Annotated in this window: 13 protein-coding genes; 4 read left to right on the forward strand and 9 right to left on the reverse strand. The window is 73.6% G+C overall.

Translation table 11 applies throughout. The features are described 5' to 3' along the window. Window positions 1-42: 42 nt before the first annotated feature. On the reverse strand, window positions 43-3027 hold the full coding sequence (locus ACFYO8_RS03155; RefSeq protein ID WP_387256744.1) for a glycosyl hydrolase: 2985 nt from the start codon (window positions 3025-3027) through the stop codon (window positions 43-45). Window positions 3028-3285: 258 nt separating this feature from the next. Continuing rightward, window positions 3286-3630, reverse strand: coding sequence for a hypothetical protein (locus ACFYO8_RS03160; RefSeq protein ID WP_387256746.1), 345 nt, complete (start codon window positions 3628-3630; stop codon window positions 3286-3288). Between the two features lie 96 nt (window positions 3631-3726). Here ACFYO8_RS03160 and ACFYO8_RS03165 point away from each other — a divergent pair, with 96 nt between their 5' ends. Further along, on the forward strand, window positions 3727-4347 hold the full coding sequence (locus ACFYO8_RS03165) for an L-threonylcarbamoyladenylate synthase (RefSeq protein ID WP_387256748.1): 621 nt from the start codon (window positions 3727-3729) through the stop codon (window positions 4345-4347). A gap of 75 nt (window positions 4348-4422) precedes the next feature. Beyond that, window positions 4423-5997 carry a Na+/H+ antiporter gene (locus ACFYO8_RS03170; RefSeq protein ID WP_387256750.1) on the forward strand — a complete coding sequence of 525 codons (1575 nt, stop codon included), beginning with the start codon at window positions 4423-4425 and terminating at the stop codon, window positions 5995-5997. A gap of 41 nt (window positions 5998-6038) precedes the next feature. Here the strand turns inward: ACFYO8_RS03170 and ACFYO8_RS03175 are convergent, their stop codons facing one another. The 5 genes from ACFYO8_RS03175 to ACFYO8_RS03195 all read right to left on the reverse strand — a co-directional run bounded on the left by ACFYO8_RS03175 (window position 6039) and on the right by ACFYO8_RS03195 (window position 10652). Then, window positions 6039-6971: a superoxide dismutase gene (locus tag ACFYO8_RS03175; RefSeq protein ID WP_354863446.1), complete on the reverse strand. Its 933-nt coding sequence runs from the start codon at window positions 6969-6971 to the stop codon at window positions 6039-6041. Between the two features lie 115 nt (window positions 6972-7086). Then, the gene (locus tag ACFYO8_RS03180) at window positions 7087-8532 is read right to left on the reverse strand and encodes an endo-1,4-beta-xylanase (protein WP_387256752.1); all 1446 of its coding nucleotides are present in this window, start codon (window positions 8530-8532) and stop codon (window positions 7087-7089) included. Between the two features lie 413 nt (window positions 8533-8945). Then, complete coding sequence (locus ACFYO8_RS03185) at window positions 8946-9305, reverse strand: hypothetical protein (RefSeq protein WP_354863444.1); 360 nt, start codon at window positions 9303-9305, stop codon at window positions 8946-8948. A gap of 102 nt (window positions 9306-9407) precedes the next feature. Next, complete coding sequence (locus ACFYO8_RS03190) at window positions 9408-9740, reverse strand: putative quinol monooxygenase (protein WP_357707868.1); 333 nt, start codon at window positions 9738-9740, stop codon at window positions 9408-9410. Between the two features lie 60 nt (window positions 9741-9800). Beyond that, on the reverse strand, window positions 9801-10652 hold the full coding sequence (locus ACFYO8_RS03195; RefSeq protein ID WP_387256754.1) for a hypothetical protein: 852 nt from the start codon (window positions 10650-10652) through the stop codon (window positions 9801-9803). Between the two features lie 280 nt (window positions 10653-10932). Here ACFYO8_RS03195 and ACFYO8_RS03200 point away from each other — a divergent pair, with 280 nt between their 5' ends. Together ACFYO8_RS03200 and ACFYO8_RS03205 are read left to right on the forward strand one after the other, a co-directional pair. Beyond that, on the forward strand, window positions 10933-11238 hold the full coding sequence (locus ACFYO8_RS03200) for a DUF1330 domain-containing protein (protein ID WP_354863440.1): 306 nt from the start codon (window positions 10933-10935) through the stop codon (window positions 11236-11238). A gap of 131 nt (window positions 11239-11369) precedes the next feature. Then, a complete protein-coding gene (locus tag ACFYO8_RS03205) occupies window positions 11370-11792 on the forward strand; it encodes an acyl-CoA thioesterase (RefSeq protein ID WP_387256756.1) in 423 nt (140 codons plus the stop codon). Window positions 11793-11798: 6 nt separating this feature from the next. Here ACFYO8_RS03205 and ACFYO8_RS03210 read toward each other — a convergent pair whose 3' ends face one another. Next, a complete protein-coding gene (locus ACFYO8_RS03210) occupies window positions 11799-12449 on the reverse strand; it encodes a response regulator (protein WP_387256779.1) in 651 nt (216 codons plus the stop codon). Further along, window positions 12446-13729 (reverse strand): sensor histidine kinase, encoded by a 1284-nt coding sequence (locus tag ACFYO8_RS03215; RefSeq protein WP_387256758.1) that lies wholly within the window; start codon window positions 13727-13729, stop codon window positions 12446-12448. Before ACFYO8_RS03215 ends, ACFYO8_RS03210 begins: the two co-directional genes overlap by 4 nt. Window positions 13730-13775 lie beyond the last annotated feature (46 nt).

The following is a 13775-nucleotide window of genomic DNA, read 5'->3' on the forward strand; positions in this document are numbered from 1 at the left end:
CCGGCGCCCCGGCGGTGAGCCGGGGCGCCGGAACCGGTGCCGTCAGCGGTACGGCAGCGTGACCGTCGAGGTGTTGCCGACGCCGAGGATCGTGGGCGCGCCGCCGATGGCGTTCCACACCTCGACGCGTACCGTCCCGCCCGACAGGTTGCCGAGCGTGCCGGTGGCCGAGAGCAGGCCCTGGGTCTGTAGGTAGCGCTCCGCGCCCGGCATCGGGTCGGTGGCGAAGTACCGGTAGGTCTCCACCCGCTCGGCGCTGCCGTTGCCGGTCAGGTCGTAGGAGACCCGGATCTGGACGCCGTTGCCGACCGCGGTGCCCGCGTCGACGGCCAGGTCGAACGCGGTGGCGCCGCCGGTGTACGTGCCGGTCAGCCCGGTGGCGGTGAACACCTGCGGGTTCTTCGGCGTGCCGTCGGAGTTGCCGTTCGCCGCCGCCACGTTCACCGTGCCGCTCGTGCCGGCGGCGCCGTCGAGCCCGCCGCCGGAGCGCAGGTACCGCACCGGCTTCAGCGTCGCCGGGCTGCTCGTGCTCGGGCTGGGGCTCGCGCTGGTCGGCGTGGGACTCGCGGTGGTCGGGGTGGGGCTGGGCGTCGAGGTCGTCGGGGTGCCGGTCGGCACGGTTCCGCCGCCGGTGGCGTTGCCGCCGCTCCAGGTGTACGCCCCGGAGGTCGCCGTCTTCCCGGCCGGCACGGTGAGCGTGACGCCGGTGGAGAACGTGACGGTGAGCGGCCGGGCGGTGATGTTCGACGCCACGTAGGTGCGGACGCCGTTCTTGACGAACACCTTCGCCAGCGGGTGGTTCGCGGTCACAGTGGTGTCCACCGTGCCGAGCGCGGCCAGGTTGCGGATCCAGTGGAACGTGTGCGCCTTGCTCTCGCCCTCCTCGCTGGTGAATCCGCTGTTGGCACGGAAGTTGCGCAACGCCTGCTCGCCGTCGCCGAGGGCCAGGAACTCCCAGACGATGTCCTGCCACACCGTCGGCGGGCCGCCCTTGTTGGTGACCAGCTCGGCGTAGTTGGCCTTGACGTACTCGGGGAAGTCGCCCAGGTAGAGGTGACCGCCGGTGATCGGCAGCATGTTGATGCCCTGGATCATCTCCGGCGCGGCGGAGAACCACGTGGAGTACGACCCGCCGTCGCCCCACACCATGCCGACGGTCTTGTGCCCGAACGCGGACGGGAAGTTCTGGTCGTACACGTCGAACCAGTACTCGGAGATGGCCGCGGACTGGGTGGTCCACAGGTAGACCCCGGCGTCGCGGACGGCGGTGTCGCCGGTGGCCTGACCCCACTGGATCAGCGCGTTGGCGAAGTTCATCCCCTCCGAGGAGGACTCCTGGTTGTTGCCGGCGAAGAACGGCGCCAGGCCGGAGGCCCAGTCGTGCCCGGCGTAGATGTCGAAGTCCCGCAGGTAGGGGAAGCGGCTGTCGGCGCGGTCGTAGTTGTTGGCGTCGCGGATGAGCAGGTCCACCATGCCGCCGTAGCGGCTGTCGTCGGCCCAGCCCGAATCGAACTTGGCGAGCGTGGCGGCGGCGGCGATGAAGTAGCCGTAGTGGAAGTGGTGGTCGTTGAGGTCCTCGTCGGAGCCGTACGACGCCGGGTAGCCGATCAGCGTGCCCCAGTTGCGGTCGTAGTAGAACAGCTGGCCGCTCTCGCCGGAGCCGGCGGTGAGCCAGTTGGTCAGCCGGTTCCGTATCGCGTTCAGCGCCGCGTCGCGGACCGAGGTCTGCCCGAGCTGGTCGGCGATCTCGGCGATCCGGGCGGACCGGCCGAGCCCTTTGCCGGCCCAGTACGTGTCCGGGCCGCTGACGCCCTCCGGGTTGCCCTGCTCGGCGTTGAGGTAGCCGGTGACGGTGGACAGGTCCGCGCCGCTGGAGTCGCCGACGGCGGGCACCTCGGGCAGCACGCCGGTGAAGCGCATGGTGGTGGTGAACGACGGCACGCCGGTGAGCACTCGCATGGCTCCGCGCGCGGAGACGTACGTCTGACCGATCGGGGTGGCGCCGGTGAGGCTGCGCCACTGGTGCGGGTAGAGCGAGATCACGGTCTTCGTCTCGCTGCCCTCGCGGGGTGTGGTGGTGAACGCGTACGTGGTGCGCACCGTGCCGGCGGACGGGTCGTACGCGTAGCTCATCCGGGTGCCGGTGACGTGGGCGTGGGCGTACCGGCCGTAGGTGTCGGCGAGGGCGGCCCGGTCTCCGCCGCCGGGCAGCACGGCGACCGAGAAGTATCCCTTGCCGGCCAGCGTCGAGCTGATGTCGGTGCCGCTGACGGTCCAGGTCGCGCCGGTCGGCGCGTACGCGACGTAGTCGTGGCCGCGGACGGTGAAGCCGATGGTGGCGCCGGAGTTGCGCCAGACGGTGGGCGTCCCGGCGGTGGTGAGCTGCGCGGTGCCGCCGTTGACCGTGTAGTAGCTGAACGGCAGTCCGTGGCCGATGGTGGCGCGCATGGTGCGGCTGCCGTCGCTCCAGTCGGCGGTGACCGTCCAGTCGGTCCAGCCGGCCGCCTTCACCACCGGCGCGGTCAGTCCGGCCAGCCCGACGCGGACGTCCTCGGTGTACGGGTAGTGGAACTCGCCGACGCCGGTCGCGGTGCCGCTGATCGCGGGCGTGGTGGTGTACGACAGGCCGAGCCCGCTGTTCTCCGCCTTGTAGGCCAGCGGGTGGGCGTGCAGGACCTCGCTGCCCGTGCAGTTGTTGCGCTTCCAGATCAGCGAGGACCACCAGTCGTTGGTGGGGATCGCGCCGGCCGGCGCGTCGGCGGTGGCGAACGTCCTCGGGTTGGTGCTGACCGCCCCGCAGCCCTTCGGCAGCAGGGCGCCGGCCGGTCGCGTCTCGGTGTAGCTGCCCGCGCCGACCGCGCCGGCCGTGGCGGTGCCGCCGCCGCCGACCACGACGCCGAGGAGGCCGGCGGCGAGCACTGAGGCGGCGACGAGGGCGGCGGCCCGCAGGCCACGTCGGCGGGCCGGGGACGGGCCGGTTGCGGTCGGGGGCACGGGGTCGGGGGAGAAGTCCCGCAGGAGGGTCATGGAGGTCCCCTTCACGAGGAGAAGGCGGGGTTCGGGGTGATGGTCCGATGGCGTGAGAGCGCTCTCTTGAGATGCGACATTAAGGTTCGGGTTACGGATCCGTCAATGTCCTGTTACTAGAGAGAGCGCTCTCCGGCGCTCACGACCGACCCACCGGTCCTCTCCGGAGGCGCGCTGACCAGCGTCGACACACGCCAGAGCGCCGCCCCCGGCCGGGCGGCCGGGGGCGGCGCGAGGGATACGTGCGCCTACCCGCAGTCAGGCGGCGGTGGCGGTGAGGCTGCGCGCGTCGGTCCGCGCCGCGACCGTGCCCGGCGCACCGGGCTGCCCGGCGACGACGGGACGCGGCGAGGTGGACTGCGGCGAGGCGGCCGGTTGCCGGGGCGCGGCGGGCTGCCGCGGCGTCCGGGCGGCGCTCAGCCCCGCCTGCGCGTTGTTCCAGGCGGCGCACGGCCACGCCGCCCCGGCGCAGCTCGGGCTGGCGCAGACGCGCTCGTCGTCCGGCTGGTGCGCGTCGGCCACCGCGGCGGCCAGGCCCCACAGCAGCGGATCGGTCACCTCCGCGGGGCGGTCGGCGACGCGGTCTGTGCTGGCTTCGGACATGATTCGGTCCCCCTGTCGTGAACGGCCCCCACCTGTTTCCGGAATCCGCCCCGCCCAAACCTGCGCCCGCCGGGGCGCGGACATAGGCTGGCCGGCGTGGCGAGGTACTACGACCTGCATCCGGACAACCCCCAGCCCCGCGTGATCCGGCAGGTGGTGGACCTGCTGCGTGCCGACGGGGTGATCGCCTACCCGACCGACTCCTGCTACGCGCTCGGCTGCCGGATCGGCAACCGCGACGGCGTGGAGCGGATCCGGGAGATCCGGCGGCTCGACGACCGGCACCCGTTCACGCTGATGTGCGCCGACTTCGCCCAACTCGGCCAGTTCGTCAAGCTCAGCAACGCGGTCTTCCGGCAGGTGAAGTCCGTCATCCCGGGCAGCTACACGTTCCTGCTCCCGGCCACCGCCGAGGTGCCGCGCCGGTTGCAGGACCCGCGGCGGCGGGTGGTCGGCGCGCGTGTGCCCCGGCACACGGTGACCCAGGCGCTGCTGGCCGAACTCGGCGAGCCGCTGCTCACCAGCACGCTGCTGCTGCCCGGCGAGGACGAGCCGATGACCCAGGGCTGGGAGATCAAGGAGCGGCTCGACCACCTCGTCGACGCTGTGGTCGACGCCGGCGACTGCGGGCTGGAGCCGACCACTGTCGTCGACCTGTCCGGCCCGGAGTCGGAGATCCTGCGCCGGGGCGCCGGCGACCCGGCCCGCTTCGAGTAGCGGTCACCGATTCCGTCCCGCCGGGCCGCCGCCGTAGGGCACGGTGGGACCGGCGGACGGTGACGGGGGTACGGCGTGGAAGCACTCGTGCTGATCACGGTGCTGGGCGCCACTGTGCTCGTCGGCACCACCATCGGCGGGCGGTACAGCGTCGCGCCGCCGGTTCTGCTGATCGCCATGGGCGCGCTGATCGGCCTGCTGCCGCCGTTCGACGACCTGGTCCTCGAACCCGAGGTCGTGCTGGTGCTGTTCCTCCCGGCGATCCTCTACCGGGAGAGCCTGGTCGTCAGCCTGCGGGAGATCCGCGCCAACCTCACCGTGATCGTCGGGCTCGCCGTGGTGCTGGTGATCGTCACGACGGCCGCCGTCGCGTACACCGCGCAGGCCCTCGGCGTGCGGCCGGCCGCCGCGTGGGTGCTCGGCGCGGTCCTGGCCCCGACCGACGCCGCCGCCGTGGCCGGCCTGGCCAAGCGGATGCCCCGCGGCATCCTCACCACGCTGCGCGCGGAGAGCCTGGTCAACGACGGCACGGCGCTCGTGCTGTTCGCCGTGGCGGCCGGCGTCGTCGCGGGCGGGACGGTGCCCGGCGCGCTGACGCTCACCGGCGAGTTCGTCGGCAAGTCCGCCGGCGGGGTGGCCGCCGGCCTGCTCGTCGGCGCGGTGGTGGTGCTGATCCGCAAGCACGTCGACGATCCGATGCGCGAGGGCGGGCTGAGCATCCTCACCCCGTTCGTCGCGTTCCTGCTCGCCGACGCGGTGCACGCCAGCGGTGTGCTCGCGGTGGTGGTGTCCGGCCTGCTGCTGTCGTACGCCGCGCCCCGGGTGATCCGGGCCCGTTCCCGGATCACCGCGTTCGCGTTCTGGGACCTGTCCACCTTCATGATCAACGGCGGCTTGTTCGTGCTGCTCGGTACGCAGGTGCCGCGCTCGCTGCGCGGCATCACCAGCCACTCGCCCGCCGCGTCGCTCGGCATCGCGGCGCTCGTCGCGGTGGTCGTGGTGGTGATCCGGCTGGCCTGGGTGCACCTGTCGGTGTCGGTGCTGCAACGGGTGGACCGGCGGGAGTCGAGCCGGGCGCGGCACTTCGACGGCCGGATGCGTACCGCCGCGGGCTGGGCCGGCTTCCGCGGCGCCGTCTCGCTCGCCGCGGCACTCGCCGTGCCGGTCACCATGCACGACGGGAGCCCGGTGCACGAGCGCGACCTGATCATCTTCGTCACCGTCGTGGTGATCGTGCTGATCATGCTGGTGCAGGGCACCACGCTGCCCGCCGTGGTCACCTGGGCGGGCCTGACCGGCGACCGGGAACGCGACGAGGAGGTGCGCTGGGCCCGGATCCGGGCCACCGAGGCCGCCCTGGAGGCGCTGCCCCACGCCGCCAGCGACGTGGGCGCCGCGCCGGACACGGTGGACCGGCTGCGGGCCGACTACGAGGAGCACCTGGCCGCCGTCCGCGATCCACGCGGCGAGGACGCGCAGGGGGAGCGGGAGCTGGCCCGGCAGTTGCGGCTGCGAGTGCTCGACCACAAGCGGCAGGAGATCACCCGGCTGCGCAACACCAGACAGATCGACGACGTGGTGCTGCGGCAGCTCCAGGCGGCCATCGACATCGAGGAGATCCGGCTGCTCGGGCCGGAGATGGAGGACTGAGCCGGGCCGGCCGCCACCGGACGGGTGGCGGCCGGCGTGGCTCAACGCGCGTCGACAGCGACCACCGTGTACGGGGTGGTCGGCGTCGGCGGGGTGGTGAACCGGCCGTTCGGCAGGTAGAGCCGGCCGAGCGCGGCGGCCACGGTGGTCGGCACGTCGAAGCCCGGGTCGGTGATGACGCCGCGCGCGACGCCGGCCGTGCCGGAGCGGTTCAGGTCGACCACGGCGACCTGGTTGAGGAAATTCTGCACCACGTACAGCGTGCGGCCGAGCAGCAGCAGACCGTCACCGTTGAGGAACGTCGCGCCCGGCACGTCGACGGCGGTGGTGACGCCGGTGGCCGGGTCCACCCGGAACAGCGTGCCGGTGTTCGACTGCACGACGATCAGGGCCCGGCCGTCCGGGGTGGGCGCGATGCCGTTGAGGTTGACGCCGGTGCCGGTCTGCTGGAAGTCGCCGGTCAGCGGCAGCGTGGTGAAGCCGTCGGCGGGCGGCAGCGTGCCGCCGCGTCCCAGCGGCAGGCGGTAGAGCACCGGCCGGTTCGAGTCGGTGAACCAGGCGGCGTCGCGGGTGAGCGTCACGTCGTTGACGAACGTCGGCGCCTCGGCGAACCGGTAGCTGGCGAGCACGGCGCCGGTGCGCGTGTCGATCACCCGGGCGTCACCGGCGGTGCCGCCGGCGACGAAGAGCCGGCCCCGCGCGTCGACCTTCAGGCCGAGTGAGGGCGTGCCGGTGGCGGGGCTGACCTGCTTGCCCGCTCCGGTGATCAGGTCGGCGCGGTAGATCTCGCCGGTGGCCCGCGACCCGAACCAGGCGTACCGGCCGGCGGCGGCGACGCCCTCCGGCTGGAAGCCGTCCGGCAGCGCGATGACGCTCGGGCGGCGGTCGTGGGCGGTGGCGGGGGCCGGGGCGGCGGTGGTGACGAGGGTGGCGGTCAGGGCGACGCCGAGGGCGGTCCTGATGCGTCGGTTCACTGTGGTCCTTCCGGCGAAACGGTGGAACAGGACCTACCCCACTGTACGGTCGCGGACCGGCGTCCGCCGGGGACGCGACCCGGCACGGTGGTCCCGTGCCGGGTCGCGCCGACTGTCAGCCGGCCGCGCAGGTCGGCGTGCCGGAGGGCGCGGTACCGGTGCCCTGGAATCCGAACTCGGTGGTGCCACCGGCACCGACCTGGCGGTTGTAGTCCACGTTGCGGAAGGTCACCGCACCGCTGGTGCCGCTGGCCTGGGCGCTCCAGGTGTTCGTGATCGCCGAGCCCGACGGCACGGTGAGCGACACGGCCCAGCCGTTGAGCCCGCTGGAGCCCGCGGTGATGCGGACGTTGGTGACGAAGCCGCCCGGCCACTGGTTGGTGGTGAACGTGGCGGTGCAGGCGCCGGTCGGCGGGGGAGTCGTCGGCGGCTCGCTGGTCGGCGGCGTCGAGGTGGGCGGGGCCGAGGTGGGCGGGGTGCTGGTCGGCGGCGCGGTGGTCGGCGGCGGGGTGCCGCCCTCGTTGAGCGCGTTCAGCACGGCGGTGTACGCCTGCTTCTTGTTGCCGCTGCCGTCGAACAGCAGCGGGGTGCCGCTGGCCCGCCAGGAGTCGGTGTCCCGGATGCCCCAGACGGTGATGCCGTTGCAGCGCGCCACGGCCAGGCAGTCCCGGGTCACGTTGCCGTACGAAGTGGCCTGGCTGCTGCCCGAGCCCTCGATGTCCAGCTCGGTGATCTGCACGTCGACGCCGAGCGCGGCGAAGTTCTGCAGCGTGGTGCGGTAGTTGCTCGGGTACGGCGACCCGCTGTTGAAGTGCGACTGGAAACCGACGCAGTCGATCGGCACGCCCCGGGACTTGAAGTCCCGCACCATGTTGTAGACGCCCTGGGTCTTGGCCCACGACCAGTTGTCGGTGTTGTAGTCGTTGTAGCAGAGCTTGGCGCCCGGGTCGGCGGCGCGGGCGGCACGGAACGCGGCCTCGATCCAGTCGCCGCCGGTCTGCTGGAGGTTCGAGTTGCGGCGGGCGCCGTTGTTGCCGTCGTCGAACGCCTCGTTCACCACGTCCCAGGAATAGATCTTGCCCCGGTAGTGGGTGGCGACCTGGGTGACGTGGTTGAGCATCGCCTCGCGCAGCGCGCTGCCGGACAGGCTTCCCGTCCACCCGGGCTGCTGCTGGTGCCAGAGCAGCGCGTGGCCGCGTACCCGCATGCCGTTGGCCTGGGCGTGCGCGACGAGCCGGTCGCCGTTGGTGTAGTTGAACTGGTTGCGGGACGGCTCGGTGGCGTCCCACTTCATCTCGTTCTCGGCGGTGACCATGTTGAACTCGCGGTTGAGGATGCCGACGTACGTGCTGTCGGACAACTTGTTCACCGCGACCGCCGTACCGAAGTAGCGGCCCTGTTCCGCCGCCGACGCGCCGAGCGTCGTGCCGGCGCTGGCGCTGGTCGCCACCGCTATCGTGGCGGCGACCACCGCGGCCCCCGCCACCATCGCGACCACTGCGGTCCGCGGGCGTGACCGGGCTGCCGCGCTCCCGCTGCCGCGGGCGAGCACCTTGTCCATCTGTTCGCCTCTCTAGCCTGTCAATGGGATCGGCTCGCCTCGGCCACCGCCCGCCACGACGTCGGCTCCGCGCGGCCGCCCGGTGGCCGCGCCAGGTAGGGGAGTGACTCCCCGGCACATCGTGAGTGGATCGAAGCGAATCTCTGTCCGGAGTCTACCGGAAGAGTTCCGAAAACTTAATCACCTCGATACGTCGACATCGCCGCACGCGGCACGGGGTGGGTGAGTGAATCCGCGGGCGGGCGCGGCAGTCGGGCGCGAACGCGCCACCCGGCGCGGCTCCGGAAGTTTCGGTGACCGCCCGCCGCCCGGGCCGGCGCGGTGCTGCGCCACGAAGCCGGGCGGCTGCGCCCGCTCGTCGCCGGCGGCCAGGCGGTGCGGGCCGGAGCGCCCTCAGGCGCCCCGGCCGCTGCTCAGCCTGCGCAGTTGTTGTTGCGCACCGGCTGGGTCAGCCGCTCCTGGGCCCCGAACGCCGCGTAGACCCGCAGGTAGCACGGCAGGTCCACGTCGCCGTAGTAGCTGACGACCTGGTCGTCGTAGTGCGTGGTGCCGCTGTCGGTCACCTGCCACACGCCGCCGTCGCCGGACCGGATCTCCCAGTAGACGTCGCCCGCGCAGCCGTCCAGGCCGCGCGACCAGGCGATCATGTTCGCGCCGTTGTAGATCTCCGACTGCACCAGGGTGCAGGTCGCGGCCTGGGCCGGTGTCCCGGCCGCGACCAGGCCCGCCACAGTCATCGCTGACACACCGAACGCCGCCATCAGCTTGCGCATGCTCCAGCTCCTCCACGGTGGATGGTGGATCTTCCCGCCGAGGGTAGCGGGGGCTGAAGACAAGCTTCAATACCTGGCGGCAAACGGTGGGAAAGTTTCACCTCAGGCGCCGCCGGGCACCGCCATCTCGCCCAGGCGCGACCAGTCCTGCTGCGGCACCGTCACGTTGACGATCCGGGGCGTCTCGGCCAGATGCGGCGGCAGCGTGCGCTGGGCGGCCCGGAAGTGCTCCGACTGCACGTGCGCCGCGCCCGCCTCGTCGTCGCGGAACGCCTCGACCAGCACGTACTCCGTCGGGTCGTCCAGGCTGCGGGACCAGTCGAACCACAGGCAGCCGGGCTCGGCCCGGGTCGCGGCGGTGAAGTCGGCGGCGATCTGCGGCCAGCGGTCGGCGTCTTCCGGGCGGACCCGGAACTTGGCGGTAATGAAGATCATGGGATCAGGCTACCCAGGCCCGGCTGCCGCCGGGCCGCATCAGCTCCCGGCCGTGCGGCGTCAGCTCTTGGCCGCCGGGCCGAGCAGTTCGGCCGCACGCCGGTCGGCGAACGCGGTGACCGCCTGCTGCCCGGCGCCGAACACGATCGCCAGGCCGAGCAGCGCGGCGGTGCTGCTCACGCTGGTCTCCACCAGGCCGCCGACGACCAGCATGATCCCGACCAGCGCCACCAGCGGGCCGACGGCGAGCTTCAGCAGCCCCTGCTGGAACGGCAGCTTGTAGGGCAGCCCGCCGGACCGCGCGGTGATCATCGAGGGCAGCGCGCTGAGGAACGCGCCGAGCGCGCCGGCGACCAGCACGAAGAACAGCAGCCGCCAGGCCGGCACGCCACCGGCGTCGCCCGGCGCCTCCAGCAGCCGCACGTCGGTGCTGCGCCACTGCACCACCACCATCAGGACCTCCGCCACCAGCGCGAACACCGACAGCCCCAGGATCCGGTTCCGCAGCCGCCGGGCCGACTCGTGGAACTGGTCGGACGCGGAGTGGTAGCGGGTCAGCAGCCCCTGCACCCGGGCGCGCAGCAGCGCCTCGGACATCCCGCCGGCCACCGGGTCGAGGTCGGTGAACACCTTGTCGTCCGGCGGCAGGATCCGCGCCGCCGCGCTGCGGTACGCGGGGAGCAGCCCGATCAGTTCGTCCCCGGTGCGCAGCGCCACCATGGCCCGCTCCACGGAGTGGATCGTCTGCCACGCGTACTCCAGCTTCCCTCCGCGCAACCACTCGACCACGCCGCTGTGTCCGAGCACCCCCTCCACCCGCGACAGCAGCGCGAGCAGCGCCGCAGCCCGCCCGGGGTCGCGCTGGGAGAGCGCGGTGAGCTGCTCGTACAGGTCGTCGAGCTTGGTCCGCACGCGGACCTCCCAGACCGCGCGGGAACCGGCGCGGTGGGCGGGGCCGCCTGGCCCGCCGGCGTGCGGGGCCCGGGTATGACCCCGGCTGGGTCTCGTGTCCGATCATGTGCCCCACCTCTTCCCCCCACCCGACGCGGGGCGGGCGCGAGCCTGCCACCAGTATTCGCAGGTCAGTGCCATCATCGCCAGACCACAACGGAGAGTCGTCCGGGCCGCGACGACGCCCGGGCCGACCTGACGGACGACACCGCCGGGGCCGGGCGGTCGATAGCCTGAGCCGGTGACCGTCTATGCCCTCGCGCAGCTCACCATCCACGACCGGGCGCGCTACGACAGGTATGCCGCCGCCTTCCCGCCGGTGCTGGCCCGCTACGGCGGGAAGCTGCTCGCCGCCGACATCGCCCCTCGCGTGGTGGAAGGCGACTGGCCGCACCAGAAGGCGGTGCTGCTGTCGTTCGACAGCCGCGAGGACTTCGAGCGCTGGTCCACCTCGCCGGAGTACCGGGAGATCTCCCGGGACCGGGAGGCGGCCACCGAGGGTGTCGTCCTGCTGCTCGACGGGATCGGCCACGCCTGGCCGGCCTGACCGGTGGGCCCGCCCGGAGGGGGTGCCCGCACCACACGTCGGGCTCGACGTACGCGGCGCGGTCGTGGTCGACGTCGACGCGGCCCGGACCGCATGCCGGTCACCGTCGCGCCGCTGGTTAGGCTGCCGGCATGGCAGATCCGTTCCGGGTACGCGTCACCGTGCGCGGCTACGAACTCGACACCCAGGGCCACCTCAACCAGGCGGTCTACCTCCAGTACGCCGAGCACGCCCGCTGGGAGTGCCTGCGGGCGGCCGGCGTCGGCCAGGAACGGCTGCTCGCCGGCGGTGTCGGGCCGGTCGCGCTGGAGGTGACGGTGCGCTACCTGCGGGAGCTGCGCGGTGGCGACGAGGTCGACGTCACCTGCGAGTTCCACTGGGGCGAGGGCAAGACGTTCCGGATCAGCCAGGAGTTCACCCGCGCGGACGGCATCCCGGTCGCCTCGGTCAGCGGCATCGGCGGCCTGCTCGACCTGGCCGAGCGGCGGCTGGTGCCCGACCCGCGCGAGCGGTTCCGGGCGCTGGTCACCGACCCGGCGCCGATGAGCCTGTAGCGCCGGTCAACTCTCCGCGCGCAGGTAGGCGAGCACCGCCAGCACCCGGCGGTTGCTGTCCTCGTCCGGCGGCAGGCCGAGCTTGGCCAGGATGTTGCCCACGTGCTTGCCGACGGCCGCCTCGGTGACGTGCAGGCGGGCCGCGATCGCGGTGTTGGAGTGGCCCTCGGCGACCAGTCCCAGCACCTCCCGCTCCCGCCGCGACAGCGCGGCGAGCGGGTCACGCGGGCGGCGCAGCAGGTGCCGCACCACGTCCGGGTCGACGGCGGTGCCGCCGGCCGCCACCCGGCGCAGCGTCTCGGCGAACTCCGCGACGTCGGCGACCCGGTCCTTGAGCAGGTAGCCGACCCGGTTGCCGTCGCCGCTGTCGAGCAGCGCGGCGGCGTACCCGCTCTGCACGTGCTGGCTGAGCACCACCACCGCGAGGTCCGGGCGTTCCGCGCGCAGCGCGACCGCCGCGCGCAGGCCGTCGTCGCGGTGCTGCGGCGGCATCCGGATGTCGGTGATCAGCAGGTCGGGCCGGTGCGTGCGGACCGCGTCGAGCAGCTCCGGGGCGGAGCCGACGGCGGCGTCCACAGCGAAGCCGAACCGGGTCAGCAGGCCCACCAGGCCCTCCCGGAGCAGCACCTCGTCCTCGGCCAGGACGGCCCGGATCACGGACGGCACGGCAGCTCCACCCGCACGAGGGTAGGCCCACCGGGCGGGCTGGACAGCAGCAGCCGCCCGTCCACCGCCGCCACCCGGTCCGCGAGCCCGGTCAGGCCGGTGCCGCGCGCCGGGTCGGCGCCGCCCCGGCCGTCGTCGCGCACCTCCACCACCAGCCGCCGGTCGTCGCGGGTCAGCCGCACCTCGGCCCGGCCGGCCCCGGCGTGCCGGGCGACGTTGCCGAGCGTCTCGGAGACCATGTACCAGGCGGTGGTCTCGACCAGCTCGGGCACCGGGCGGGTCAGGTCCGCGCGCACGGTGACCGGGACGACCGACCGCGCGGCCAGCTCGCCGACCGCCCCGGCCAGGCCGAGTTCGGTGAGCTGCTGCGGGCGGATGCCCTGGACGATCCCGCGCAACGTCACCATCAGCTCCTTGGCCTGCTCGTGCGCCACCGCGAGCGGCTTCGCCGCCGGGGATTCGTCCGGCACGTCGAGGCGGGCCAGCCCGAGCTGAAGCGTCAGGGCGGTCAGGCGCGGCTGCGCGCCGTCGTGCATGTCCCGTTCGATGCGGCGGCGCTCCGCCTCGTAGGCGCTCACCAGGCGGGCGCGCGACCGGGCCACCTCGCGCAGGGCAGCCCCGCCGGGCGCGTCGTCGAGCAGCCGGCGGGCCGCCGCCGCCTGGGCCGCGACCAGCAGCCCGGCCAGGTAGACCAGCGCCGGGACGGCCAGCAGTCCGGCGAGCGCGTACGGGACCGCCTCGGCCGGGGAGTCGACGGTGGCCCAGACCAGCACGATCCGGTCCTCGTCGCCGGCCAGCCACGGACCGGCGACGAGCGCCACGTCCAGCAGCACGAGCAGGCCGAACATCCCGTACGCCAGCGGCACCGCCACCCCGAGCACGGCCAGGTACGCGCCCTCCCGCCATCCGGTGGCGGTGGTGAGGCGCGCGGCGAGCCCTCGCCACCTCGGCGCGGTCACCGGACGGTCGTCGACCACGCCGAGGCGCCACCGCTCGACCGCCGCGACCGGCGCGCCGGCCAGCGGGGCGAGCGCCACCACCGCCAGTGCCACCACGGCCAGCACCGCCAGCACCCCGGCGTCGACCGGGCGGCCCCGCCGCAGCGCGCCGACGACCAGCAGCAGCGGCGCGGCGACCACCGCCGCCCCGAACGCCGCCGCGCCGGCCAGGGGCAGGGTCGTGAGGGCGTACGCCAGGGCCCGCCACGGCCACGCGGAGAGCAGGTAGCGGCGGCGGCGCAACGCAGCGGCCAGCCCGTGATCAACGGTCATGGCCCGACGCTAGCCAGGCCCCGCCGCCCGGCCCAGCCGGCTGGAC

It is taken from the genome of Micromonospora sp. NPDC005257 (assembly GCF_042872445.1).
Classification (GTDB): Bacteria; Actinomycetota; Actinomycetes; order Mycobacteriales; family Micromonosporaceae; genus Micromonospora.

What these genes read in the sequence shown, in the direction of transcription:
- ACFYO8_RS03155 (WP_387256744.1), bottom strand. Translation starts at nt 3,027, where the DNA reads ATGACCCTCCTGCGGGACTTCTCCCCCGACCCCGTGCCCCCGACCGCA.
- ACFYO8_RS03160 (WP_387256746.1), bottom strand. Translation starts at nt 3,630, where the DNA reads ATGTCCGAAGCCAGCACAGACCGCGTCGCCGACCGCCCCGCGGAGGTG.
- ACFYO8_RS03180 (WP_387256752.1), bottom strand. Translation starts at nt 8,532, where the DNA reads ATGGACAAGGTGCTCGCCCGCGGCAGCGGGAGCGCGGCAGCCCGGTCA.
- ACFYO8_RS03185 (WP_354863444.1), bottom strand. Translation starts at nt 9,305, where the DNA reads ATGCGCAAGCTGATGGCGGCGTTCGGTGTGTCAGCGATGACTGTGGCG.
- ACFYO8_RS03190 (WP_357707868.1), bottom strand. Translation starts at nt 9,740, where the DNA reads ATGATCTTCATTACCGCCAAGTTCCGGGTCCGCCCGGAAGACGCCGAC.
- ACFYO8_RS03205 (WP_387256756.1), top strand. Translation starts at nt 11,370, where the DNA reads ATGGCAGATCCGTTCCGGGTACGCGTCACCGTGCGCGGCTACGAACTC.
- ACFYO8_RS03215 (WP_387256758.1), bottom strand. Translation starts at nt 13,729, where the DNA reads ATGACCGTTGATCACGGGCTGGCCGCTGCGTTGCGCCGCCGCCGCTAC.